At 40.5% G+C, this 24,331-nt stretch carries 25 protein-coding genes; 16 read left to right on the top strand and 9 right to left on the bottom strand.

Annotated elements, in window-relative coordinates; translation table 11 throughout:
- Nucleotides 1–45 precede the first annotated feature (45 nt).
- From DOT_RS21355 to DOT_RS21335, 5 genes are all read left to right on the top strand, one after another.
- Nucleotides 46–1,377, top strand: a complete 1,332-nt coding sequence (locus tag DOT_RS21355) for an AarF/ABC1/UbiB kinase family protein (protein WP_040413111.1) — start codon at nt 46–48, stop codon at nt 1,375–1,377.
- Nucleotides 1,378–1,517: 140 nt separating this feature from the next.
- Entirely contained in the window at nt 1,518–2,444 is a 927-nt protein-coding gene (locus tag DOT_RS21350; protein WP_009623440.1) for an ABC transporter ATP-binding protein, read from the top strand.
- The gene (locus DOT_RS21345; RefSeq protein WP_009623439.1) at nt 2,435–3,244 is read left to right on the top strand and encodes an ABC transporter permease subunit; all 810 of its coding nucleotides are present in this window, start codon (nt 2,435–2,437) and stop codon (nt 3,242–3,244) included. The genes DOT_RS21350 and DOT_RS21345 overlap by 10 nt, the downstream gene beginning before the upstream one ends.
- Nucleotides 3,245–3,775: 531 nt before the next feature.
- A complete protein-coding gene (locus tag DOT_RS21340) occupies nt 3,776–4,861 on the top strand; it encodes a class I SAM-dependent methyltransferase (RefSeq protein ID WP_009623438.1) in 1,086 nt (361 codons plus the stop codon).
- 5 nt (nt 4,862–4,866) lie between these two features.
- Nucleotides 4,867–5,676, top strand: coding sequence for an ABC transporter permease subunit (locus DOT_RS21335; RefSeq protein WP_009623437.1), 810 nt, complete (start codon nt 4,867–4,869; stop codon nt 5,674–5,676).
- Between the two features lie 444 nt (nt 5,677–6,120).
- Here the strand turns inward: DOT_RS21335 and DOT_RS21330 are convergent, their stop codons facing one another.
- The gene (locus DOT_RS21330; RefSeq protein WP_009623436.1) at nt 6,121–6,822 is read right to left on the bottom strand and encodes a hypothetical protein; all 702 of its coding nucleotides are present in this window, start codon (nt 6,820–6,822) and stop codon (nt 6,121–6,123) included.
- 53 nt (nt 6,823–6,875) lie between these two features.
- Entirely contained in the window at nt 6,876–7,463 is a 588-nt protein-coding gene (locus DOT_RS21325) for a hypothetical protein (protein WP_009623435.1), read from the bottom strand.
- A gap of 144 nt (nt 7,464–7,607) precedes the next feature.
- Here DOT_RS21325 and DOT_RS21320 point away from each other — a divergent pair, with 144 nt between their 5' ends.
- Both DOT_RS21320 and DOT_RS31475 read left to right on the top strand, forming a co-directional pair.
- Complete coding sequence (locus tag DOT_RS21320) at nt 7,608–7,811, top strand: hypothetical protein (protein WP_207637061.1); 204 nt, start codon at nt 7,608–7,610, stop codon at nt 7,809–7,811.
- Nucleotides 7,808–7,969 (top strand): hypothetical protein, encoded by a 162-nt coding sequence (locus tag DOT_RS31475; protein WP_207637060.1) that lies wholly within the window; start codon nt 7,808–7,810, stop codon nt 7,967–7,969. The genes DOT_RS21320 and DOT_RS31475 overlap by 4 nt, the downstream gene beginning before the upstream one ends.
- Before the next feature lie 527 nt (nt 7,970–8,496).
- Here the strand turns inward: DOT_RS31475 and DOT_RS21310 are convergent.
- The 4 genes from DOT_RS21310 to DOT_RS21295 form a co-directional block, all read right to left on the bottom strand.
- Nucleotides 8,497–8,976, bottom strand: coding sequence for a hypothetical protein (locus DOT_RS21310; protein ID WP_009623429.1), 480 nt, complete (start codon nt 8,974–8,976; stop codon nt 8,497–8,499).
- 461 nt (nt 8,977–9,437) lie between these two features.
- The gene (locus DOT_RS21305; protein ID WP_009623428.1) at nt 9,438–9,860 is read right to left on the bottom strand and encodes a hypothetical protein; all 423 of its coding nucleotides are present in this window, start codon (nt 9,858–9,860) and stop codon (nt 9,438–9,440) included.
- 82 nt (nt 9,861–9,942) lie between these two features.
- Complete coding sequence (locus DOT_RS21300; RefSeq protein WP_009623427.1) at nt 9,943–10,707, bottom strand: DUF4367 domain-containing protein; 765 nt, start codon at nt 10,705–10,707, stop codon at nt 9,943–9,945.
- Nucleotides 10,700–11,254, bottom strand: a complete 555-nt coding sequence (locus DOT_RS21295; protein ID WP_009623426.1) for a sigma-70 family RNA polymerase sigma factor — start codon at nt 11,252–11,254, stop codon at nt 10,700–10,702. Before DOT_RS21295 ends, DOT_RS21300 begins: the two co-directional genes overlap by 8 nt.
- 679 nt (nt 11,255–11,933) lie before the next feature.
- Between DOT_RS21295 and DOT_RS21290 the strand changes: the two genes are divergently transcribed.
- From DOT_RS21290 to DOT_RS21250, 9 genes are all read left to right on the top strand, one after another.
- Nucleotides 11,934–12,926, top strand: coding sequence for a MetQ/NlpA family ABC transporter substrate-binding protein (locus DOT_RS21290; protein ID WP_009623425.1), 993 nt, complete (start codon nt 11,934–11,936; stop codon nt 12,924–12,926).
- A gap of 139 nt (nt 12,927–13,065) precedes the next feature.
- The gene (locus tag DOT_RS21285; protein WP_009623424.1) at nt 13,066–13,821 is read left to right on the top strand and encodes an ABC transporter ATP-binding protein; all 756 of its coding nucleotides are present in this window, start codon (nt 13,066–13,068) and stop codon (nt 13,819–13,821) included.
- Complete coding sequence (locus DOT_RS21280; RefSeq protein ID WP_009623423.1) at nt 13,818–14,591, top strand: ABC transporter permease; 774 nt, start codon at nt 13,818–13,820, stop codon at nt 14,589–14,591. The genes DOT_RS21285 and DOT_RS21280 overlap by 4 nt, the downstream gene beginning before the upstream one ends.
- A gap of 43 nt (nt 14,592–14,634) precedes the next feature.
- Entirely contained in the window at nt 14,635–15,531 is an 897-nt protein-coding gene (locus DOT_RS21275; protein ID WP_009623422.1) for an FAD binding domain-containing protein, read from the top strand.
- 51 nt (nt 15,532–15,582) lie between these two features.
- The gene (locus DOT_RS21270) at nt 15,583–16,986 is read left to right on the top strand and encodes a sigma-54-dependent Fis family transcriptional regulator (RefSeq protein WP_009623421.1); all 1,404 of its coding nucleotides are present in this window, start codon (nt 15,583–15,585) and stop codon (nt 16,984–16,986) included.
- A 309-nt stretch (nt 16,987–17,295) separates the two neighbouring features.
- On the top strand, nt 17,296–17,952 hold the full coding sequence (locus DOT_RS21265; protein ID WP_009623420.1) for an ABC transporter permease: 657 nt from the start codon (nt 17,296–17,298) through the stop codon (nt 17,950–17,952).
- Nucleotides 17,953–18,011: 59 nt separating this feature from the next.
- The gene (locus tag DOT_RS21260; RefSeq protein ID WP_009623419.1) at nt 18,012–19,127 is read left to right on the top strand and encodes a betaine/proline/choline family ABC transporter ATP-binding protein; all 1,116 of its coding nucleotides are present in this window, start codon (nt 18,012–18,014) and stop codon (nt 19,125–19,127) included.
- Nucleotides 19,128–19,772 carry an ABC transporter permease gene (locus DOT_RS21255; RefSeq protein ID WP_009623418.1) on the top strand — a complete coding sequence of 215 codons (645 nt, stop codon included), beginning with the start codon at nt 19,128–19,130 and terminating at the stop codon, nt 19,770–19,772. It abuts the gene before it with no gap.
- Nucleotides 19,773–19,884: 112 nt separating this feature from the next.
- Entirely contained in the window at nt 19,885–20,829 is a 945-nt protein-coding gene (locus tag DOT_RS21250) for a glycine betaine ABC transporter substrate-binding protein (RefSeq protein ID WP_009623416.1), read from the top strand.
- Nucleotides 20,830–21,056: 227 nt separating this feature from the next.
- Here the strand turns inward: DOT_RS21250 and DOT_RS21245 are convergent, their stop codons facing one another.
- The 3 genes from DOT_RS21245 to DOT_RS21235 are packed head-to-tail and all read right to left on the bottom strand — an operon-like array spanning nt 21,057 to nt 24,021.
- Entirely contained in the window at nt 21,057–21,959 is a 903-nt protein-coding gene (locus DOT_RS21245) for a glycine betaine ABC transporter substrate-binding protein (protein WP_009623412.1), read from the bottom strand.
- 24 nt (nt 21,960–21,983) lie between these two features.
- Nucleotides 21,984–22,826 carry a proline/glycine betaine ABC transporter permease gene (locus tag DOT_RS21240; RefSeq protein WP_009623410.1) on the bottom strand — a complete coding sequence of 281 codons (843 nt, stop codon included), beginning with the start codon at nt 22,824–22,826 and terminating at the stop codon, nt 21,984–21,986.
- Complete coding sequence (locus tag DOT_RS21235) at nt 22,795–24,021, bottom strand: glycine betaine/L-proline ABC transporter ATP-binding protein (RefSeq protein ID WP_009623408.1); 1,227 nt, start codon at nt 24,019–24,021, stop codon at nt 22,795–22,797. Before DOT_RS21235 ends, DOT_RS21240 begins: the two co-directional genes overlap by 32 nt.
- Between the last annotated feature and the right edge of the window lie 310 nt (nt 24,022–24,331).

The following is a 24,331-nucleotide window of genomic DNA, read 5'->3' as shown; positions in this document are numbered from 1 at the left end:
GAGTATGAGTAAGCTTGCATAAAGATAAAAAAGGAGCGCGTTCTCGTGCTTGAACAGACATTGCGACATTTTCGTCGTTATCAAGAGATTGTATCCGTGTTCATCCGTAATGGATTCGGGTTTATTCTTTTTGAGCATTTGGGTTTAGGAGGTAGCCGAGCCTCTGCGGAGATGGACTTGGTTCAACTGGGGCAGAGCGTTCGTCAAGTCTTGGGTGAACTGGGACCGACGTTCATGAAAATAGGACAATTTGCCAGCACGCGGCCAGATATCATTCCTAAGCCGATACTAAAGGAGTTGGAACAACTTCAGGATAGAGCTCCGTTGATTCGATTCGAAAACGTCCGACGGACGGTTGAACAGGAGCTGGGTGCTCCGATTACAGAACTCTTCCGTGAATTTTCTCCATTGCCTCTTGCCGCAGCATCAATTGGTCAGGTTCATTATGCAGTACTTCACACAGGAGAGCCCGTGGTAGTAAAAGTGCAACGCCCCAACATTTCCACTGTGATTCACACGGATTTAGAGATCATGCAGGATATTGTAACCCTGATTGAACAACGTCTTCCCAAGGCTAAAGATTATGCACTTCATGGGATGCTTAAGGAATTTTCCAGATGGCTGGAAAAAGAACTTGATTACACGACTGAAGGGAAAAATGCTGAAAAAATGGCCCAAGGGTTTGAGGGTGATTCTTTGGTCATAATCCCGCGTATTTTCTGGAAGTTTACAACTAGGCGTGTTCTAACTATGACTTATATTGATGGGGTTAAACTCAATGATCAGAAAAAAATTGCAGCCCTTCATTATAATGAGAAAATAATTGCCGCACGCATAAGTAAAGCCTTGCTTCAACAAATCATAAAGGACGGTTTCTTCCATGGAGACCCCCATCCTGGAAACATTTTTGTTTTATCCGGAGAGAGAATCGCTTTTGTTGATTTTGGGATTGTAGGAAATCTAACTCCGCTTATGAAACGTCGCTTTGCCAATTTAATCAGTTCCTTGACCTGTCGTGACACAAAGTCTATGGTGAAGGCGATGTTACAACTCGGCGTGGTGCCTCAAAATGTGGATCTAGATCAACTGCGACTGGATCTGGATGAAATACGCAGGAAACATCTAGATGTTCCAATTGCTCAAACCGCTCTTCCTGAGCTTGTCAACGATCTTTTGAGTATGGCATTTAATCATCGGATTGAGATTCCTTCAGATTTTGTATTAATAGGAAAGTCTCTCTTAACGCTTCAGGGAATTGTTCATGAGCTTGATCCGAGCATGAGCGTAGTAGAGCTAGCAAAACCGTTTCGGTTTCAGTTTATTAAAGAGCGTTTCTTAATTATTGAATGGGTCAAAAGATTTATAAAAAGAAATTAATGATTCCTTTCCTTTGGTAAACCAGAATAAAGAAGCAATGGAACAGAAAAAAAGATTGAGCGTATCTTGTATTAGAGCGATATATAGGGAAATTAGAGGTGGATAGCGACACAAATAATTCAATAGGGCGGAGATTATAGATGATTAAAGTTGAAGGAATAACTAAACTATATCCAGAAGATAAAAGTAAAACTAAGTGGAAAGAAACTAACAAGATTAGAGGAATTAAAGAAGTAACCTTCCAAGTCAATAAAGGAGAAGTATTTGGCTTTTTGGGTCCCAATGGTGCGGGGAAGACAACAATGATTCGTCATCTTATGGGTTTTATAAAACCAGATGCTGGTTTTGCTCAGATTAAGGGACTTGATTGCTGGCAAAATTCCTTGGCTGTAAAGGCGATCGTGAGTTATCTACCAGGCGAAATGAATTTCCTGGAGCAGATGTCTGGCTTAGAGTTTTTAAATCTGATGTCAGGAATGCATGGGGATCGACCGATTTACCAGAAACGCCGAGATGTCCTTAGTGAACGCTTAGATCTCAATCTGAAACAGCCTATTAAAAAAATGTCCAAAGGAATGAAACAAAAATTAGGAATCATTTACGCTCTGATGTTGGATTCTGAGGTTCTAATTTTGGATGAACCGACTTCAGGTTTAGATCCGCTTATGCAAAAAGTATTTGTTGATTTGGTTTTGGAAGAAAAATGCCAGGGAAAGACTATTTTTATTTCCTCGCATATGTTTCCAGAGGTGGAGCGGACCTGTGATCGGGTGGGAATCATTCGGGACGGTAAATTGGCTGCGGTGGAGGACATTCAAAAACTTCGGCAGGCTCAGCACAGAACCTTTGAGATAACGGTTGAAGATGAAGGGCAAGTACAACTTCTTCGTGAGCACGGCTTAGCAATTGTCGCGGTTAAGGGAACAGGTCTATCGGTTGAAGTACAGGGAGATTTAAACCCGCTTTTAAGTGGACTCGCTCAGGTGAATGTTAAGGAGTTTTCTCAGAAGACGACAGAATTAGAAGAAGCGTTCATGCATTTTTATGAAGGGGAGGGATGCTTCTGAATCAGACATTATTTTACGCTATGCTTAAACAACAGGGCAAGAAAGCGATAAACTACGCAACTGGGCTATCGTTCTATAATCTTCTATTGATCGGAGTCTATCCTACAATTTCTCAGTCTATGGTCGCGACTGAATTAGCGATGAATCTGCCGAATTCTGTGAAACGTGTCTTTGGTGTTTCTTCAGCAAGTGAACTTAATCGCTTCGAGTCCTATGTTTCTACCCAATGCTTTGGCCGAGTTTGGTTGCTTGTGATGGGAATTTATTCGATAAGTACGGCTGATGCTTTAATCACAAAATTAGTTGATCACGGAGCGATGGCTTACCTTTTATCTTCTCCAGTGGGGCGCCAAGAGGTGTTTGTTACTCAAGTATCTGTCCTGGTAAGTGGATTGACCTTGCTGATGGGCTTGACTGTGCTAGGGATTTGGGGAGAAATGATGTTGTTTAATATTCCGATCGATGTATGGTCATATTTTCGCCTGGGGATCCTGGGATTTGCTCTGTTTTCAGCGGTTGGCGCCTACAGCTTATTTTTCTCGGTCTTATTTGATGTAGAAGAGTATACAATTTTGAGTGCTTCCAGTCTCACCTTTTTATGTTATGCTCTGGATGTCTGTTCAGATCTTAATGATCGATTTTCCTGGGTTAAAAAACTGACGATATTTGGTTGGGTTAGACCCCAAGAGGTCCTGGATGGTGAGGTTCCTACCATTCCAACCCTCGGATTGTTCGGACTTTCAACTATTTTTATTGTGCTTGCTGGATATATTTTTAGCAAGAAAGATATCCACGTTTAAGAAAGTGATACGTTTAAACTAGGATAAAGAAAACTTGGCTGGCGCCAAGCTTTGCGCAGGCGGCCGCCTTAGTTGCACTTATGCTTCCAGAAAGTATACAAACGAAGTTTATACTTTCTGACTAGTATAAAGAAACCCGGCTTCGCCAAGCCTTGGCGAAGGCGAAACCGTTGGTTACACTTATGTTACAGACGACACGAAGACACTGTCTTCGCACGAGTTAAACCTTCTTGCAGACACTGTCTTCGCACGTATTAGCCTTCTTGCAGTATGCAACGAAGTTATACTTTCTGATAAGTATGAGAAAAGCGCAGCCTTTTGATGTAAGTCAAAGGGCTTTTTCTAAAGGAATTGAATACTTTAACATACATGCACAAAAGAATTTTGTCCTGACATAGTATATTTTGTAGGGAGTTCGTAATTAGATCATTAATCTAATTTAGAGATAAGTATAAAGCCCCTGTTTCTTAACAGGGGCTTTATAGTAGATCGATTGCGAAGAATTGTGGATGAGCAAAAGGAGGAACGATTTTGGACGCAGGCATGTTGGCATTGCTCGGTAAAACCACAGCCCTAATGGAGCATCTGGGTTTTTTATGGGTCGTGCAGACTGGCATGGAGTTAAATCTCTGGGCAGAATTAGAACGAGAAGGAAACGTAGATGATCTAATGGTCCTCCATCCGGGCTGGGACAAGATTCTCTTGGATCACTGGTTAGAACAGGCTTATTGCCAGGGCTTACTCATCAAAAATAATGGATACTTCCGAGTTACTAAACTGGGAAAGGCAATCAATAAATACAGAAATAGTGGATTAGAGGCCTTGTATAAGGAGTTAGTAAGTCATTGGGGCATAGAGTTTGCAGAGCTTCCGCAGCTCATAAGCAATCAAAAGGAGAAATTAGTCTTTGGTTCCGACATGGAGGAAGAATTAATTTCTAAAGCCTCTTTAGCCTCAGAGCCCTTTGTCTGGCCATTTTTGCGGTCTAAATGCCAGCGAGAGAAATGGCAAAAAGTCTTGGATCTTGGCTGTGGGGAAGGGTTGTATTTAAATAAGCTAGCATGTGAGTTTCCGCTCCTACACGGTGTAGGCCTTGAAATGAATCCTGTTGTCGCGTCTAGAGCACAGGAGCGCGCCAAAGAGACTGGGGGGCGAATCCATATTCTTTGCGAAGATATTTTATCACTTAGGAATTTACAAGATAGGAAACAGCAAGAAAATGAACTGCTTGCAGATGAAGAGAGACTTCTTGATGAGTCAGGAACGTTTGATCTTTGCCTACTAAATAACAGTATTTACTACTTCACGCCAGAACAAAGAATTCAGCTCCTAGCGAGTATTAAAGGGTTACTGACTCCAGATGGGCAAGTGGGCATATTAACAGCAGTGCGAAAGGGTGAACCGATTCGAGTATTTCGGACACATGTGCCGCAGAATCTGATGAGTTTCTTCCTAGCTTGTCATCAGGGATTTCAAGGGTTACCAACTGAACAAGAAATTCTTACGCTTCTGCAGCAAACGGGCTACTCAGATGTGAACATTTCGGTTATGCCTTTGGGAACATCCCATTATTTCTTTGCCAAATGCTCTCATGAGTGTTCAGAAATGTCGAGGTAACTTCGATGAATGACACATTGTATTGGGTAATGCTCAGACAAGAGGGTAAAAAAGTTATCGGTTACTCGTTGGGATTGGCTCTCTACGAATGGATAGTTACTTGGATTTATCCCATTATTATCCAGTCACCGGCTATTGAGGAAATCCCGAAAAGTTTTCCCTCCGGAGTTAAACGAGCGTTTGGCGTCTCAACGGGGGAAGAAGTTGACCTGTCCTATGAGGCTTATATTTCGGCGCAACTGTTTGGTCGGATATGGTCGCTGATTATTTCCTTTTATGGAATAAACTCAGCAAATGCCTTAGTGGCCCAACCAGTCGAACAGGGCTTCATGGCTTATCCCTTATCTTCACCAGTTTCGCGTTCCGAGATTCTAAATACCCAAATAGGAGTACTTTTGACGGAGTTAGCCTTGGTAACCGGCTCCACGCTAAGCGGGATATATACAGCAACAAGGCATTTTGATATACCGATTGCAAGGTGGCAATACTTCCGACTGGGAATCCTAGCCTTCAGTTTAGGTTCAACAATTAGTGCTTGCAGCCTGTTATTGGCAGTGCTCTTCGATACCAAAGAAGAGTCGGAGCGCTGGGCGAGTGCCTTAACTTTTGCATTTTATGGGTTGGATGTGGTTTCAAGCCTAAGTGATCGTTTTTCTGGATTGAGATACCTCACTCCGTTTGGGATGTTTCGGCCTCAGCAGGTCCTCCAAGAGAAGGTTCTGCCAACAAAGGAAATTTTAGCTTTAGGCGCAATAACGGGTTTGAACTTGTTTCTAGCAGGAATATTGTTTTCTCGGAAGGATTTGGCGATTTGATTCAAGTGTAGTGTTTTATCACAATCGAGAATGAAAATAAGCTATGTATTTTCTGGAAATTTAGGGGCTATCTTTAAAAATAGAAATTACATTTCTATTTGAGACAGCCCCTTTTTTGGTCTTCATTTTGGTGTAGGCCAACCAAATGACGTAAAACCAACGCTAAGACAATATATGGTAACTATAAGCCGACTTTTCCATGAATCGCCGAGACGGAAGCTATACTGAAAAGGTTTACCAGAAACAATTTGAAACACCCTACATATTTGTACCGTAAACGGTAAATAATGAGTTACATTATTTACCGTTTACTTTGTACCTAGCAGAACTCGCAAAATTATATAAACAATTCCAAACACATAATTAGAGATACCGCCATTTATATTCATGGCGGTATCTCTAATTATGTGTTTGGTTTTAATATTGTTAGGCCCTTGCTAACTGTTATTTAATTAATTTATAATCTTCTAAATACCAATATATATCATTTGCCTTAACTTTTACAATATCCTTGTCATTCTGCTCTTTTATACTTTGACCGATGAAATAGCTATCAACATCGACTAAGTAAACGCTGTTATCATTTTTCATATTGATTAGATTAACTAAATTATCCTTATTTACATTCGATGTAAAGGCTATAACCCCAACCAAAGTATTTTCACCGACAGCATCAATAATTATCGCTTGATCAATCAATGAATTATTAGTAGGCTTAGCACTAATCGTTGCGCGAGTTCCATTGTTTTCTACAAATCTTATTTTATAATCGTATATATCCAAGTCATATTTAAGGACAAAATTCTCAAATTCTTTTAATGTTAAGGCTTTTTCCAGTGTAGTTGTAGCAAAGAAAGACTGATCAAAGTTCTTTTCGCTTGATAGCATATTTAACTTGTCGTTGGCTAAAGCTACAAAATCAATTACTTCAGCTTTATTTTCAAATTTATGAAGTACAGATATTTTAGAGCCATTTTCAAAATTCTTAGCTTTTACTATTCCATACTTTACTTGTTCGCTTAATTTGAACTTTACGTTTCCGACTTCTTTTGCCGATACTGCTTTGGTATCAAAAACCATAGGCATTACTAGTAATGAACATGCTACAACGGAGCTGCTAATTATTGCAATAACTTTTTTATACATGTTTTGTTTCCCTCCAATTTTAATGTATATTTGAAATAATAAAATCAAATGATTTAAGGCAAATCTACTGTGAGTTCTCCAGCTCCTAGCTGGCTATACGCCGTTGTTTGATATTCATCGTTGTAGCTGTCCCAGTAGCTCTGAGAAGTATTCAGTTGGAAAGTAGCGGTACCAGAGCTATATTCTTCTTCAAACCATGAATAAAAATAATATTGTGTACCAGAAGAAAGACTGAGAGGCGATTCACATGTAACTTCTGCTTCTTCGTCACCATTTGTCCATGGAAAGTCATTATCCCAATCAAAATGAGGATCTGGTATGTTTGAGGAAATTACTGTCGAATTAAAGTTATTGTTAACATCTGTGATATCCAGACCAGGATAACAATCATCATTATTGTAATAACTCCTTATTGAAGTAATGTCTGTTGAGTCATATATTACATTTGTAGTAGTTTTGCATCTGTTATCATCCCAAGACGTGACTTCATAATTACCATCATCAGGCCCATAGGATGCATTCTCTGAAGTCCAGGAAGAATAAGCCCTATCATACTGAGTTGCAGCGAATGCCGTTGATTGAAAAGCGGCTAAAAACATAAGAGTACCAAGACATAAAGGTAACAATTTTTTCTTTTTCATAGTAGTAACTCCTCTCAATTTTGAACTTGAATTTAGTCTATATCTTTCAATTCAATTTGTAACTACTACAATTAGTAGTTTTTGTTATTATTTATATTTTTTCCCACAAACTTTGTATAAACAGGCAAGCTATTCGTGGAATTTGTGGCTCTGATATTCATTTCATATATTAATAAAAAGATGCAGGAACAAGGGTTGTATAAAGCCTATACAATGCAGCAGATGCTGGGCAAACTCGATGTGATTGAATGCTTCAGAAATCCTGGTCATAAACTACGTGTGGGTATACTCGAAAAGCAGAAGGAACTTTATATCAAACTCGGGGTTGTGCCGCCGACCTTGTTATGAGTCGGCGAGAATCCAGGAAACAAGTCGAACTAAACTTTGCCTTAGAAGCTAACCTACTTGATCGCGTTTTTCACCATAAGAAGTTACCGATACGCGGGCAGAAACGGGTTGAGACCTACCTTCGACTCGTTGATTTAAGCCGTTTAATTCTGGTATGATCCGCCACGCCCAGAAATACTTTGTTCCCAAAGGACGGAATCAAGAGTTACAACGACTGTCAGAGCAAGCCATTTACGACCGAAAAAATACACTTCTTCGAACGGCTTAGGTGTTGAAATATCAAAAGCAATAAGGAATCTTGGCATCCTGCCCCAAATGGAACCAATAGGAGTGCTATGCCCTTTTTTAGAGCGCTTTTTCGCAACGTATCTTTTTCATGACTGGAAGTCTTTTCGGGAGCCTTAGCAAGGAGTGAAAATCTAAGAACGAGAGGCACGTTTGTTCGCTAGCTTAGTTTGTTTTTGCTTGTTCTTGTTTTTTTGTAACAGCCACTAGTAATTTTTTTCATTAGATAATGCTTTTTGATTTAGCAATTGATACTACTTCAGCAGATGACTTCGCATCCAATTTTATAAATATTTGTTTTTTATGATAATGGACACAATGGATGCTTAAATACATTTTTGATGCAATTTGCTTTGCTGTTAAACCATTACATAGGTATTTAATAATGGTAATTTCTTGATCACTTAACTTTAACATCTCCACTGATCATCCTTTCAAAAATATGATTTGAATTATAAAAATATAGATCTTCAATTTTCCATTTTTTTGATAGTTTGCTAAAATGGATTGAACATTTTTGTTCTTCTATTTCACCATTATTAGATAACAATAAGGTTACTTCCCCTTTTGGATAACCATCGTCCATATAACCTGTTAAATCTTTATAGTTAGTCAAATATATACCTTCTTGTTTCAACTTTATCATTCTCGAAGTCCAGATGTCTTTCGCTTTTTCATAAGATGTTTGAGGTGAAACATCATCACCTACATCGTAATATTCAACATAATTAAATGCGTTGCCAAAGTCTCCTTTCTTAACCTCATTTAGAAAATTTCTAGCTGTAATATTATTTGATATAATTACTTGGTTAGAAAGAGCGAATACACCTCCAATAATTATTACAAAAGCTAAAGCAATAAATAGTATTTTTTTAGACATTTTTAAGCGTCATTCCTTTCGTTGTTTCATCATCTAATGCACCTTGGACTCTCGATGAGCAAATAATTACATGATAAAGCACTATAACTTTAGACCTCACCACTCTTTAGGGGGTAAAGTTCCAAAAGTTTCAGGACCTCAGAGCAAGATCGGATATGTGAATTAAGGTTAAATATGGGTGACGGCGGATGCTACGATGAAGTAAAGGGGCTTGCTTAAAATGAATTTATCATCTAAGCACAGCCCTCATAGAAATGCATTACTTAAATTTGAAGAATATGTCTCGACAATAGGGCCCGGGATACATTACTTAAAATTCATTTCAAAGTCGCTATTTTGATGTTTTTCTGTTGGATCTTTCTTCGCCTAGCATAGAGGTTTTTTCACTTAAATCAAGCTTTGATGTTAATGTCATATAAAAAATGATTAGGTTTTTCCATTTAAGGGAAACGTGGAATTTCCTAATACCAACGACTTGAACTTGTATACGAAGTATTTTCTACAAGTAACTCATCTTGATAAACTGATCCATTGGATACCATACGGTAGTAATAACCGCTTATTAAATACCTAGTTTGATAAAGTGATCCGCTGTTACTGTAAGAAGTGCTTGCCCAGCTTTTGATCGTTGTCCAATTTCCATTATTGTATTGTTGGATACTTGCAGTAAGTACTACTTTATTTATGTTAGTTTCAGCATTAAGCGTTGTGTTTACGGTTGCTGCTCCACTAGAAGAAATACTAAATGTATTTTGATAATCTATAATGTTTACCCACATGGGACTTACAATAGAATTAGTGGTTTGTTCTGAGGCAAGCACCTGCATAGGAACCATACAAAGAATCAAAAGTGACAGAATAAGTACTACTACTCTTTTTTGCATAAAATTCACCTCCCCTCATTTTCTCCTTCATAAGGATAAACAAATGGGAGAGGCTTTTTGTTACACTTTTTGAAAAATAATTTTATTTATTTAGACTTTTAGCCATTTTTATGATTTCTGATTGTTCTGCCTGACCTACAATATAGAAAAGAGATTGATCTTCCCAAACAACACCTACTCTACCATTTTTTTCAAAAATGAGAGCTTGGCTATTGTGTATGAAAATATGTTGTAAAGTAGCATTTTCCGTATCTATTCTCAGGTCAGTATCACAATTTAGATACTGATTGAACCGTATGGTTCTCCCTTTATCATCAGCATAATGAATACTCATAGACACAACATTCTCTTCCGTTTTAACAACTATAAATCCCTTTGGTACATATTCTGGAACATAACCATTCCAGTTCGAAGGAATTTCCTTTTGAGTAGGTGTTATTTGCCGCTTTTGTTCTGTTTGGTTAGGATTAATCTCTTTCATCTGGATATCTGTATACTTTTCTTGGATATCTAGAAATAGATTGAGGGCTTTAGCTCTTAACGCATGAACACTGGCTACAATTATGGTAAGACTGCCGAGAACGATCAGCATAAAGACTACTACTTTTGGCAAGAACATAAATGTCTTTTGTCTTAAGCTCTTAATTAAATACTTTCTATTATAGCTAGCAATTAGCTTCTTCATTTTGTGGTCAAACTCTTGCGTGAGGGAGATTTCGGGATCTGAGTCAGCTTCACAAGGATTTTCTAGTATTATATTTTCAACATGACAGACTGCAGCGTATTCAAAGAGTGCTTCCATCATTTTTTCTTGAGCTTTTATTTTTGCAATTTCATGTTCAATCATGATTGGTTGCCTCCTGATCCTGAGATAATGATTCCAGCAAATATTTCCTTGCCCGGTGGAGCCGTATTCTAGTATTTTCCGGTGTAATATTTAACATCTTGGATATTTCTTCATCTTTATAGTAAAAATAATATTTTAATGAAAGAATATCGGCATATAAGGGGTGTAATTTCTTGATTTTATCTGTCACTCTGGAAAAAGCCTCATTACTAATCACGGTTTCCTCAACATTTGGCACGGATTCAGCTAATTCGCCTTCTAGTTCTTCGAAGGAAAGGCTGGATTGTTTCTTTCTCTGATTATAAAGATTGATAGAAATGTTCCTAATAATAATAATAATAAAAGCTTTCGTTTTGTTACAGTTGATTTCTATAATTTTATCAACATTTTTTAAAATACTGATAAAAGCCTCATGAACCGCATCCTGGGCAAGATATTTATCCTTTAGAATCTGATATGCTACCCTATAGATGTATAAAGCATATTCATTATATAAGGATTCAAGCTTATTACGTTTTTCATTATCTTCAGTAAAAGTAATGAGCATATATAACTTCCGTTCTTTTGATACTTTATCTAATTATACCATTTTTGAGCCAGTTTTCCCTACTCTAAAGGATAACAGGTTTCGATATTTCAATAAGATTCTAATTGACATCCTCGTTACTATATTTAAGTGGCCGTAAATTTTTAGTGTTGTCGTTTGCCTTGAATCAAACTTGTATTCGCCTAAGAAGTTAATATGTTCCCATCCAAGTGGCGAGATATGATTCAGCAGCTCCTCTTTGAAATTTGCTTTATCCTCTTGCTACACCTCATATTGGAGGTTCTTTAACTGTTATTCTCTATGAGAATGGGAAATCCTGACCAGAACGGTAGAATGTAGATCTAGATTAACTCATTGTACTCAGAGGACGGGAAAGCCGGCTACAAAGGGATGAGATAAGACGAGGAAACGTAAGTAGCATCAATAAAAGGCATGACCACCAATCTGTACCCAAAGGCATGTTGCGTGATAATGTGATCTGTTATTTGGTTGCTTAACATTATTATGTAGGCCATTCCAAGCAGCAGAAGTACCGAAAGACTCCGAGAGAGTTTATCCACAAGGGATAAGGTATTCATTTTGGATACAACAACGAATGCAAAAAGGAATAACTAACTCTCTGTCGAAACTAATAATTATGCTTAGAAGAAAGAAAAAAGAGAAGGAGTGTCGAGAATAAATGAGGAAACAAAGTTTCGAATTTAGTGTTTTGGGGATTATTTGTGTTGTTCTTATTCTAGCGATGGTTGTTTCCGGTTGCGCGGTAAGTAAGGCCCCAGCTAATAACCAACCTGTGAAGAGCGCAGGGAAAACGGTTAAAATTGGGGTATTGCCAATTGAAGATAATTTACCGTTCTATGTTGCCGAAAAAGACGGACTCTTTGCGAAAGAAGGAGTTACTGTCGAATTAGTTAGCTTTGCTAGCGCCATCGAACGGGACACTGCATTGCAAGCAGGGCAAATTGATGGAGAAGTAGCGGATATGGTAGCCGTGGCATTGTTAAAGAAAATTGGTACCGATGTGAAGATTGCTTCAATAGGCCTTGGAGCAACTCCTAAAGAAGGGCGTTTTGCAATTTTGTCCTCTCCTAAGTCGAGTATTAAAGATCTGGCTGGTTTAAAAGGGGCGACCCTAGGGATATCGCAGAACTCGATTATCGATTATGTCAGTGATCAAATGCTCCTGGATAAAGGAGTTGTGTTAAACGATGTAAAGAAGATGTCAATTCCTAAAATGCCGGTGCGCTTAGATATGTTGCTATCGGATCAGATTAATACCGCTTGTCTTCCAGATCCTTTAGCATCTCTAGCTGAAGCCAAGGGGGCACATCTGATTATTGATGATACGTATCGGAATATTTCTCAGACCGTTTTCTTATTCCGAACTCAAAGTATTCAAGAAAACCTAGAGGGAATTAAAGCTACAGTACGAGTTTATGGCTCTGCGGGACAAGCATTAAGTAAAAATCCCGATCAATACCGCAGTCTTTTTTTGGAAAAAGCTCAAGTTCCTACTGAGCTAAAGGAAAGCTATCAAACGCCGACTTTCTCAAAGCTCCAACTTCCAACTGAGGAAGAAATCAATAGTATTATGAAGTGGATGCTCGATAAAAAGCTCATTCCACAAGCTTATAGCTATCAAGATTTAGTAGATCCCAGTCTCCTACCCTAATCGAGGTTCGATATTCGAGGTTCGTTGTTCGATGTTGGTTGTCGGCTACACTTCGAGAGCCTTCTATTTCGGACTTCGAACGTCGAGTCTGGCCTCTGGCCTCTGAACTCTGACTTCTGATATAAGGAGCGAATAACCTGTGATTGAAATTTCTGATTGTAATCTAGCTTATGTTCAAGGAACGTCACAGGTCCAGGTCTATGACGATTTTAGTTTGAAGGTTGAACCAGGAGAAAGCGTTGTCTTAATTGGCCCGTCAGGCTGCGGTAAAAGCACTCTTCTTTATCTCTTAGCCGGGTTGCTTCAACCAACAGGCGGGGAGATTAGGATTTGGGGTGAACAGGTGGTGGGTGCAAGGCAGAAAACAGCCTTTATCCTGCAAGAATATGGACTCTTTCCTTGGCTTAATGTCGAGCAAAATGTTTGTTTAGGTTTGCGAGTTCGGCATATACCTAAGCGGAAGTATCAGAGAGCAGTCGAAGAAATGATTCATAAAATGGGCTTGTGGGAAGTGAAACATCATTTTCCTAGTCAGTTGAGCGGAGGGCAAAGACAGAGAGTGGCTTTGGCAAGAGCTTTAACTTTACAACCCGATCTGCTTTTGATGGATGAGCCTTTGTCGGCACTTGATGCCTTGACTCGTGAACGATTGCAAAAACTCTTATTAGAAATCTGGCAGGAACAGAAGCTAACAACTGTTTTAGTGACGCACAGTATTGAGGAGGCCGTATTTCTAGGTAGTCGTATCTTAGTATTGGCAGATGGTCGCCCCACTCAGGTCATGGGCGAAATTTTTAATCCTCTTGTTGGGCAAAGTGGCTATCGTCAGACGTCCGAGTTTTTTCAGAAGACGAGCTATGTCCGTTCTCTCTTAGAAGGGGGGATGGTCGGATGATCCAGAGGGGGAGAAAATTTCAGAGACAGCTCTATGGGTATTTGGGAGCTGCTTTATTTCTATTAGCATTCTGGCAGTATGTAGCCTGGACCTTGAAAACTCCCATGCTACCGACACCTCAGGCAGCTGTAAGTGCCACCTCACGATTGCTGTTAGAAGCCAATCTTGGAAGACACCTATGGGTCAGCACCTATCGAGTCGTTCTTTCTACTTTACTCTCGTTACTGCTTGGTCTTCCTCTAGGATTGATTATGGGGCATGAACGGCGAATTGACCGATTTTTGGCCCCTTTAGTGTATATTACCTATCCGATTCCAAAGATCGTCTTTCTTCCTCTGATTCTCTTGTTTCTCGGACTAGGGGATCGTTCGAAAATCTTTCTCATTACATTTATTGTCTTTTTTCAGATTCTAGTGACCACACGCGATGCTGTTCGTAAAGTGCCCGCTGAAACGGTTTCATCTCTGCGTTCTCTGGGTGGAAACCGTGTACAAGTCTATCGGTACGTGCTTTTGCCAGCGAGTTTGCCTGATGTTTTGACGTCGCTTCGCCTGAGCATGGGTACCGCGATTGCTGTTTTGTTCTTCGCTGAGTCGTTTGCTACGACCGAAGGGTTAGGTTATTTTATTATGGATTCGTGGAGCCGTGCGGCACCGGATGAGATGTTTGCTGGAATCATAATGATGGCGCTACTCGGAGTCAGTTTGTTTATTGTCGTAGATCTCTTGGAAACGATCCTTTGCCGTTGGCAACATGTCAAAGGAAACTGAGCGAATGTAATCAAAGGGTTCTCAACGTAAGGAGGGCTATATCATGAGGCCGAAATTTAAGTTCGCCTGTCCAAGGAGCATCACAGAAGTAAAAGAAACACTTTCCCTAATCCAGGAAGAGGCAGTTTTTATCAGCGGGGGCACGGATCTTGTAATACAATTAAATAGCGGAGAGCTTAAACCAGCTTGGCTCATTGACCTGTCTCAAATTCCTGAGCTTAATTATATAAAGGAAGCAGAAGGCAGGTTAAGAATCGGGAGTGCGACAACTTTCACCCAAATCAGTGAGAGCAGTCTGGTTAGGGAGAAGGCCAGATGTCTGGGACAAGCAGCTGCACAAGTTGGTTCCACTCAGATCCGCAACAGGGCTACTCTAGGTGGAAATATTGCCAAAGCCTCACCAGCTGGAGATAGCCTGCCAGCATTACTGGCACTTGATGCTTGGGTAAGTATTCTTGGGCCGCAGGGATTAAGGAGAGTATCCTTTGCTCAACTACAAGCAGGGAGCGGCGCAGGCTTACAGGCTAAAGAGTTGATAACAGAGATCGATTTCCCGTTATGTAAGGCCCAGAAAGAAGTACAGATCTTGAGCGGCTTTGTCAAAGTGGGCAGTCGTTCTGCAGTGACGATTGCCCGTCTGAACATGGCGCTAAGGGTTGAAATTGACTCAGCAAATAAACAAATCCGGGAAGTGAGGTGGGCGGTAGGTGCTTTAGGGCGGACCCCATTTCGCCTTGAGGAGTTAGAACTAACATTACAAGGAAAGATAGTTAATCAGGATCTGGCACAGGAGATTTCTGAACGTCTTTCACTAGCCGTCGATCAGGCGATCCCTGGTCGGCATTCACAGGAGTATAAACGCGTGGCTATACAAGGTTTAGGTTATGATCTTCTGTGTGATATGTTTCCGGAGCAGATGGTTATCAGTCTTGGCCAATAAATAAGGACAGAATTGGAAGATTTAACAATAGACTTAAAGAGAGGTAACATTATGCTCGATGATGTTTTGGTTCGAACGTTTAGTCATATTTTTGATTCGATTGAAGAAGGCGTAATTGTTACTGACCGTCATGGCAAAATAATTTTCTACAATTCTGAGATGGCCAAATTAGAAGAATTAGTATCTGAAAACGTCGTCGGTAAGTATTTAACCGAAGTATATGATGCGGTGACGTTAGAAAGCAGTGAACATTTAACGGCTGTTCTAACTGGAGAGACAGTTCTTGAAAAAAATAAAACTTATTTCACAAATAAAGGGAAAGAAGTTAACATAGTAGCAAGTACTTATCCAGTGATCGAAAACAGTGAGGTTATTGCCGTATACTCGGTGTGTAAAGATATTACCAAGTTTAAAGAACTGTTGACTAAAACGATGCAATTTCAGGATCAAATTGGATCGGATGGGCGCCAGCGTGATAATGGTACTCGTTATACATTTGAATCGATCAACTTTGTTAGTTCTGCCATGCAGGAAATGGTTGTTTCGGCAAAGAAAGCAGCAGTGGCCGACGGTTTTATCTTAGTCTTTGGAGAAACAGGAACCGGTAAAGAATTATTAGTTCAAGCTATTCATAATTATAGCTCCCGCAAAAAGGAGCCCTTCGTGGCGATTAACTGTGCTGCGATTCCAGAAACTTTGTTGGAAAGTATTCTTTTTGGTACAGCCAAAGGAGCTTTTACAGGGGCCATAGAATCTAAGGGTCTGTTTCAACAAGCTGGGAATGGAACTTTGTTTTTGGATGAACTCAATTCTCTGAATAGCGCTCTACAGGCTAAACTTTTGCGGGTGTTGCAAGAAAAAATGGTAAGGCGGGTTGGCGGGACGGTGGAAATTCCAGTCCACTGCCGAGTTATCAGTTCTACCAATGTAGATCCTTGGGAAGCGGTGAATAATGGTATTTTGCGCAAAGACCTTTTCTATCGACTGGCGGTCATTACTCTTTACGTTCCTCCCTTAAAAGACCGGCAAGAGGATATTGAGGCTTTAATCCATTATTTCATGAAAAAGTATCAAAGAATTTATGGATTGAGAAATGTTTCCATGAACGACAAGTTAAAGGACGTTTTTATGAGATATCAATGGCCGGGTAATGTGCGCGAATTAGAACACATCATTGAAAGTGCTATGAACATGCTGGATGGCCGGAAAGTCATCACAATTGACCATTTGCCGCATTACCTAAAATCCAAGTTTCTCAGACAAGATGGAACAATTTCGGAATTTTATAAAAAAGGTTCTGGGACATTAGCCCATGCTTTGCGCGAGACAGAAACGCAGGTACTGAGAGAAGCTTTGAAAAATCATCATGGAAATATCACCAAGGCCGCTGAGTCTATAGGAATAGCGCGCCAGAATCTCCAATATCGCATGAAAAAATTAGGGATTGAGGTTTAAAAATGCCGAATATTGTGATTAAATGGGCATAAAATTTTGGCAACTAAATTTTATGCATTTGCCTGGAAGTGCCCGCTTAAAGCGCTGTCAGCTTTTTTCGAGCAAATATTATTTGCACAGTTCCTTATGAGCTAAAAGACTAGATGTCGATCCTACCATTAATTTAAAAAGTGGCATGGTTCTTGCGTCAAATTACTATAACTTGCGTATTAGGTTAAATCTTAAGAAAAGGGTCTCAGATAGTTACCAAAAGGCCGGCCTAGTTTCCTCGAATTTGGCTAAAATATGAAGAAGGAGGAGTGATGGCGAGTGACCTTAGAAGATTTTATCAATTTTTTCACGAAGAATACTGGGACAATTATAGAATATACTGAAAATCATTTTACGCTTGTTTTATCAGCAGTGGCAATTTCCCTTGAGATCTGGGTGCCTATTGGCTTGCTATTAACGAAAAACGACAAATGGGCTGCTCGGGTCCTTGCTTTGGCGAATACAATTTTCTGTATTCCCAGTTTATCTATGTTTGCTATTTTGGTAGCCATCCCAACCTTTGGATTAGGTCGGAAATCAGCTTTGTTCGCTTTGGTTCTGTATGCGATGATGCCTTTAATTCGAAATGTTTACGATGGGGTTAAAAATGTTGATCGCAATGTTATTGAAGCGGCTAGAGGGATGGGTATGAGTTCAGGAAGGATCATGCGCGAAATTCTTTTGCCTCTGGGTATCCCGATAATTTTTGCTGGTTTTCGGATAACCGTTGTCATGACTACGGGTATAGCAGCCATCGCTACCTATATCGGGGAACGTAACTTAGGGCGCTTTATTTCGGAAGGCCTTGTCCGATCAAATACTCCCATGATGGTCACAGGAGCACTGATTATCTCCTTAATTGCCATTGGGTTAGACACAATCCTTGGGGCTATTGAGAAAAGGATTGTTCCCCGTGGATTAAGAATTAACCGCTAGTTCCTCTTCAAATAGATGTTCTAACAGAGGACAAGATAAAGTGGGCAAAGGGGGATCTTATGATAGAATTGAAGCAAGTGACGAAACAGTATCCTGGCCAAGCGCTGCCAGCAGTGGACCAATTATCTCTCTCCATACCGGAGGGAGAGATTTGTGTATTAGTAGGTCCCTCTGGTTGCGGTAAAAGTACAACTTTACGCATGATTAACCGCATGATTGAACCTACGTCTGGGTCGATCAAAATTAATGGAAACGATGTAATGAATACGGACTCGGATCAGTTGAGAATGGGTATTGGCTATGTGATTCAGCAGATCGGCCTTCTGCCGCACCGGACGATTGCCGAAAACATTGCCATCGTACCGCGGTTATATAAATGGCCGAAGGATAAGATTAAGAAACGGGTTGAAGAACTTATAGTAATGATGGGCCTTGACCCTGAAAAGACTCGAGATAAATACCCGTCACAACTCAGTGGTGGGCAAATGCAGAGAGTCGGTGTAGCCCGAGCTATGGCAGTCGATCCTCCCATCATGCTTATGGATGAACCCTTCGGAGCAGTTGATCCTATAGCCCGTACCCATTTGCAAGATGAATTCCTGCGTTTGCAAAAGGAGATTAAGAAAACAATCGTCTTTGTGACGCATGACATTAACGAAGCTATCAAGATGGGAGATAAAATTGCCATCTTTAATGCTGGAAAGTTAGTTCAATTTGGAACTCCGGAAGACATTCTAACGAATCCAAAGAATGATTTCGTGGAGAACTTTATTGGTCATGATCGGGTTGTCAAAAAGTTGAACTTGTTTCATGTAGAAGAAGCGATGCAACCGGTTGGGTGTATTGTGAGAGAACATGAATTACTGGGTGCTGCCCAAAAAATGAGGGATACTGGGGCAGAAGTAGCTTTTCTTCTAAATGAAGCAGGTATAAGCTGTGGGCACTTCACCTTAGCGGATTTTGGCGATTCAGGGGATGACTCGGAGAGGTTAAAAAGAAGGGTTCTGCGTACGGAGAAGGCTTTCGTCCAAACGTCAACATCCCTACCAGATGCGCTCTCTCGTTTGCTGGAATATGATGTTGATTATCTTGGGATTCTGAAAGGCGAAGAACTGCGTGGAATGCTCTCTTTCAAAGACATTCGGAAACATGTCTATCGGAAAGAGGGTGAGTAGATGACTTGGGAGAATTTCAGGTTCGCTCTTTTTGAAAAGGCGCCAGAAGCTTTGTTCGAGCATTCTCTGATCGTGGTGGTCACCGTAGCTATAGCGATTCTGATCTCTGTACCGCTCGGGATATTCTTAACCCGTCCAAAATTTAAAAGGTTCGGTCTGGTTACCCTTAACTTACTTAACGTTTTACAAGCTATTCCTGGATTAGCGATTATTGCTTTGGCATTGCCAATTCTTGGTTTGGGAATAAAACCCGCCGTGCTGGCTTTATTATTTCAGAGTCTGTTGCCAATCGTCAGAAATACAATCGCTGGAATCATAGGGGTTAGCCCTGATGTGAAGGAAGCAGCTTCCGGGATGGGGATGTCCAAAGGGAAGATTTTATTCGAGGTGGAAATCCCTTTGGCCATGCCGATCATACTCAGTGGCATTCGAACTGCAACCGTTTATGTTGTCAGTATGGGTACCCTAGCATCTCTTATTGGGGCGGGTGGTTTAGGTAATTTAATTATGGGGGGATTGTCCCTCTTTAGGCCCGAATACTTAATTGTTGGAGCAGGGCTTGGGGCTATCATGGCTATTTTCATGGATCGGATGTTAAGTTATATCGAGTTACGAATCACCCCGCCTAGCACGTGGGTTGAATAACATGACCTGTAAAGGATGTTGAAAGGAGGGGATAAACTAGTAGGAAATAGAAAGTGAAGAAAAGGTTCAAAGGAGATAGACAATCATAGCTTAAAGAAGGAGGAGTGTGTACATGAAGAAAAGATTTTTATTTGGCCTTATAGCCGTCTTGTCCTTAGTACTTGCTTTTGGAGGGGTAGTGGGTTGCAGTTCACAGAAGACGACCGAGGGTAACGCTGATAACGCCAAAAAAGGACCTACTATTAAGATTTCTTCTAAGACTTTTACAGAAGCTTCACTCTTAGGAACACTAAGCTTACAGTATCTAAAAGGTCTGGGATACCCAGTGGAAAACAAGATGGGGTTAGGAGAACTGGCTGTTATCCGTCCAGCTCTGACATCTGGACAAATCGATATGTACTGGGAGTATACTGGTACAGGTGTGATCAACTTAATGAAACATGACCCTGTGTTTGATGCGAAAGAAAGCTATACGCTCATTAAAGACTGGGATGAAAAGAACGGCATCGAGTGGCTGGATTATGCACCACTAAATGATACTTATGGAATCGTCGTTCGCTCGGATATTGCTGAAAAGTATAACTTGAAAACGACCTCTGACTATGTTGCCCAAGTGAAAAAAGGTGAACACTTGAAATTCGTCAGCTTCCCAGAATGGGATGGCAGAGCGGATGGTTTGCCATCCTTTGAAAAGTCCTATGATTTTAAAATGCCCAAAGACGATCTCGTGGATGTCGCCATGGGGTTAAACTATGACACTCTCAAAGCGAAAAAAGGAGATTTGGCTCTGGCGTTTACCACAGAACCGAGAATTATTACAGATAAGCTCGTTATGCTCGAAGATGATAAAAACGCTTTTCCTGTCTATAATGCTTGTCCTGTTGTAAGGAAGGAAATTGTGGAAGCTTATCCCGATTTGTCGGCAGATCTGAAGAAACTAAGTGATCTTCTAGATACTGCAACGATCACAGAATTGAATAAGCAGGCTGATGTTGAGAAAATGTCTATCGAAGAAGTTTCTACTACGTTTTTGAAAAGTAAAGGCCTATTAAAGTAGAGAGTTAAATTGTTGTGTTTCTTAACGCTTAATTGTCTGTTCGCATTGACGTAATTTAGCAAATATGATCGATCCCATGAGCAAAGAAACAGAGGTAACAAGATCGCTAAAAGGGATAGGAATTCATATTATGAATCCTATCCCTTTTAGTTGCTTTTTTAAAGTTATCGAAAACAGTGTAATTTCTACAACTTAAAGCAGAAGATCATGACTTTAGTTGCTAACGCCTACTTCATCCAACCATCAACTAAATCTTTATTATCCGTGATCCATTTTTTCGCAGCCTCTTCAGGTTGCATACCGCCGTTAATTAGACTCTCGAGGCTACCGATTTGTTGATCATCGAGTTTAAACGCCTTTAGCATCTTGGAAATGTCTGGGTTTTTTGTTGTGAAATTCTTGTTGGCCAAGGTATGAATCTGTTCAGCACTTCCAAAGTCCGCCTTCGGATCTTCTAGATATTTAAGATCATACTTGGCAAACATCCAATGCGGACTCCAACCAGTAACAGCAATCCATTTTTTGTCACGATAGGCTTTGTCAAGAGCGGTCATCATGGCTGCTTCTGAACTCTGGACAACTTCATAGTCTATACCATAATCCCCAACAGCTTTGCTAGTGGCTTTCATAATTCCAGCACCTGGATCAATGCCAATAATTTTACCATCAAACTGATCTTTTTTCGCTTTCATCTCTTCAATGGAATTAATATCGACATACTTAGGGACAACAAGGCCAATTTTTGCCTCACTCTTATACCATGTTCCATAGTCATCGAGATTGTCTTTATACTTATCCCAATACGATTGATGTGTAATTGGAAGCCAGGCATCCATGAAGACGTCTAGATCTCCTTTATTTAAGCCGACGAAGAGTGGGGCGACATCAAGACTCTTCAGATTAACCTGATAACCTTTCTCCTCAAGTAGCACTTTCCAGATATTACTTACAGCCACATCTTCAGCCCAATTAACGTAACCAATGTTAACCGTTTTGTTTTCGCTCGGCGTGGTGCCGGCATCCTCTTTGGCTGGAGTGGTTCCACACCCTGCCACCAGTCCCACGGTTATCATAGCTACCACCATGGACCAAACTAGGCCTCGTTTCCATAGACTTTTTTGTAATTTCACTCGATCATCCTCCTCTTTCTATTGTTATGATTTTTTAATAGCTGCCCTAGAATTACGAACCACCCCTTGACTCAGACGGTCAAGGATCATAGCAAGTATAACGACAGCTAAACCGTACTCAAAGCCTTTACCAATGTCCATTTGAGAAATTCCAGCAAGAACTCCGGCACCTAGTCCTTGAGCTCCAATCATTGCTGAAATGACGACCATGGAAAGGGAGAGCATCATGGTCTGGTTGATGCCTGCCATAATTGTAGGCAGTGCTAAGGGAAGTTGGATTTTCCAGAGCATCTGACTGGAGCTTGACCCAAAGGCTTCTCCGACTTCTACTAGATCCGCAGGGACTTGACGAATCCCAAGATCTGTTAAACGAATAACAGGTGGCATTGAAAAGATTACGGTAGCGAAAACAGCAGATACGGTACCTAGATTAAAAAACATCAATGCCGGAATGAGATAGACGAACGAGGGCATTGTCTGCATGAAATCTAATACGGGGGAGAGGATCTTATGAAAGCGATCACTCCGTGCTGCGAGTATTCCTAAGGGAATCCCTATAATCAGAGAAACGAGGGAAGCAATCAACACGAGAATGAGTGTGTCCAGAAAGGGAGACCATAATTCTAGGTTATAGATAATAAATAACCCTACTGAAGTCCCTAAAGCCAGACGCCACCCTTTAGCACGCCAAGCCAACAGAGCGAAAATAATAATGATCAAAAACCAAGGAACTAATCCTAAACCCTGCCGTAATGAATCTGTAATGTTAGTTACAGATTTGGTGAAGGTATCAAACGCATTGCCAAAATTATTCAAAGTCCACTCTACACCTTGGTTAACCCATTGTCCCAGTGGTAGACGATACATCTTTTGGGTCACCTCCTGTGTCGGCTAGCCCAGCAAGCACAGAACCCCGGACGATGATTCCAATAAGACGCTGTTCTTCATCGATCACCGCTAAGGGGACCTTGCTTTCTGCAATAACCGGAAAAATATCTTGAACGAGGACAGTTTCATTGTGAGTCGGAACCTCTAGCAGTTTCACATCATGCAGACTCACGGTACCGGCCTGAACCGCTTCCAGCGCCAGATCTGCAGTGATAAGCCCTTGTAAATGTTTGGCGCGATCTACGACGAATACACTGGAAATACCGTGTTCTTTCATAATTCGTAGCGCAACATGTGGACCATCACGAAGCTGCACTATAGGCTGGGGTCGTTTCATTACATCTTTCAGGGTTAAGATTTTGCTGCGATCAACACCGCGGGCAAACTTTGCGACATAGTCATCGGCTGGTTTCCCAATGATCTCTTCTGGCGTACCTATTTGAACGAGTGAACCATCTCTAATGAAAGCGATTCGATCACCTATTTTCAAGGCTTCATTCAGGTCATGAGTAATAAACACGATGGTTTTATTCATCTTCTGCTGAAGATTTAGTAATTCGTCCTGCATTTCTTCTCGAATGAGAGGATCTAAGGCGCTAAACGCTTCATCCATGAGCAGGATATCCGGATTATTGGTCAAGGCACGAGCTAAGCCAACCCGCTGTTTCATTCCACCACTTAATTCATCCGGATAGGAATTTTCCCACCCGGCTAGCCCAACCATTGCCAAGCTTTCCAAGGCTCGTTTTTCACGCTCCTCTTTGCTTACCCCGTGGACTTCCAAACCATAAACCGTATTTTGCAATACGGTTCGGTGAGGTAAAAGCGCAAATTGTTGGAATACCATTGCTAGTTTCTTTTGTCGAACTTGTCTGAGCTCTTGAGACTTTAGTTTAGTAATATCTACGCCGTCAATGATGACTGAACCTGAGCTTGGTTCGATTAAGCGGTTGAGACAACGAAGAATGGTGGATTTGCCGCTTCCAGAAAGCCCCATAACGACGAAAACTTCACCCTCATTCACAGTAAAGCTTACATTATTTACACCGATGTTTAGACCAGTTTCGGCAAGAATATGTTCTTTGCTCAAACCTTTATCTAATAAGTGTAATGCTTTTTGTGGCTGGGAACTAAAGACCTTGATTAAATTTTTGACTTCTATTTTTATCCCCACGATTTACCTCCTCTCAAAGAGTTCAGGGGAATTCCAAATAACAACTTAGTGTCATGGGCCAAGTTGTTTGGCTTATTGTACCATTAATTATTCTTTAATGTCAAAGCGCTATGTAAGTTCTAATTAAGCATGTACTCCTGTTTCGCTAAATGAATGAGAAATTTCTTAAGAATAGTTACATATCCTCCCTAATATGCCATACTGTGATTTTGTTACAAGTTGTCAGTTGCATCTTTTCATTACTAAACATAATGGTTTTGAAAAATTCTTTTCTATAGTATGAGTTATAGAGATGATTTTATGAGTTTTC

The organism is Desulfosporosinus sp. OT (assembly GCF_000224515.1).
Taxonomy (GTDB): Bacteria; Bacillota; Desulfitobacteriia; order Desulfitobacteriales; family Desulfitobacteriaceae; genus Desulfosporosinus.
Note: the sequence above shows the minus strand (reverse complement) of the source record. Positions and strands in the feature narration are given on the sequence as shown.

Coding starts and splice junctions, on each gene's coding strand:
- DOT_RS21250 (WP_009623416.1), top strand. CDS start 19,885: ATGAAGAAAAGATTTTTATTTGGCCTTATAGCCGTCTTGTCCTTAGTA.
- DOT_RS21295 (WP_009623426.1), bottom strand. CDS start 11,254: ATGCTCATTACTTTTACTGAAGATAATGAAAAACGTAATAAGCTTGAA.
- DOT_RS21345 (WP_009623439.1), top strand. CDS start 2,435: ATGCTTCTGAATCAGACATTATTTTACGCTATGCTTAAACAACAGGGC.
- DOT_RS21305 (WP_009623428.1), bottom strand. CDS start 9,860: ATGCAAAAAAGAGTAGTAGTACTTATTCTGTCACTTTTGATTCTTTGT.
- DOT_RS21290 (WP_009623425.1), top strand. CDS start 11,934: ATGAGGAAACAAAGTTTCGAATTTAGTGTTTTGGGGATTATTTGTGTT.
- DOT_RS21335 (WP_009623437.1), top strand. CDS start 4,867: ATGAATGACACATTGTATTGGGTAATGCTCAGACAAGAGGGTAAAAAA.
- DOT_RS21300 (WP_009623427.1), bottom strand. CDS start 10,707: ATGATTGAACATGAAATTGCAAAAATAAAAGCTCAAGAAAAAATGATG.
- DOT_RS21255 (WP_009623418.1), top strand. CDS start 19,128: ATGACTTGGGAGAATTTCAGGTTCGCTCTTTTTGAAAAGGCGCCAGAA.
- DOT_RS21310 (WP_009623429.1), bottom strand. CDS start 8,976: ATGTCTAAAAAAATACTATTTATTGCTTTAGCTTTTGTAATAATTATT.
- DOT_RS31475 (WP_207637060.1), top strand. CDS start 7,808: ATGAGTCGGCGAGAATCCAGGAAACAAGTCGAACTAAACTTTGCCTTA.
- DOT_RS21240 (WP_009623410.1), bottom strand. CDS start 22,826: ATGTATCGTCTACCACTGGGACAATGGGTTAACCAAGGTGTAGAGTGG.
- DOT_RS21275 (WP_009623422.1), top strand. CDS start 14,635: ATGAGGCCGAAATTTAAGTTCGCCTGTCCAAGGAGCATCACAGAAGTA.
- DOT_RS21270 (WP_009623421.1), top strand. CDS start 15,583: ATGCTCGATGATGTTTTGGTTCGAACGTTTAGTCATATTTTTGATTCG.
- DOT_RS21350 (WP_009623440.1), top strand. CDS start 1,518: ATGATTAAAGTTGAAGGAATAACTAAACTATATCCAGAAGATAAAAGT.
- DOT_RS21325 (WP_009623435.1), bottom strand. CDS start 7,463: ATGAAAAAGAAAAAATTGTTACCTTTATGTCTTGGTACTCTTATGTTT.
- DOT_RS21280 (WP_009623423.1), top strand. CDS start 13,818: ATGATCCAGAGGGGGAGAAAATTTCAGAGACAGCTCTATGGGTATTTG.
- DOT_RS21330 (WP_009623436.1), bottom strand. CDS start 6,822: ATGTATAAAAAAGTTATTGCAATAATTAGCAGCTCCGTTGTAGCATGT.
- DOT_RS21260 (WP_009623419.1), top strand. CDS start 18,012: ATGATAGAATTGAAGCAAGTGACGAAACAGTATCCTGGCCAAGCGCTG.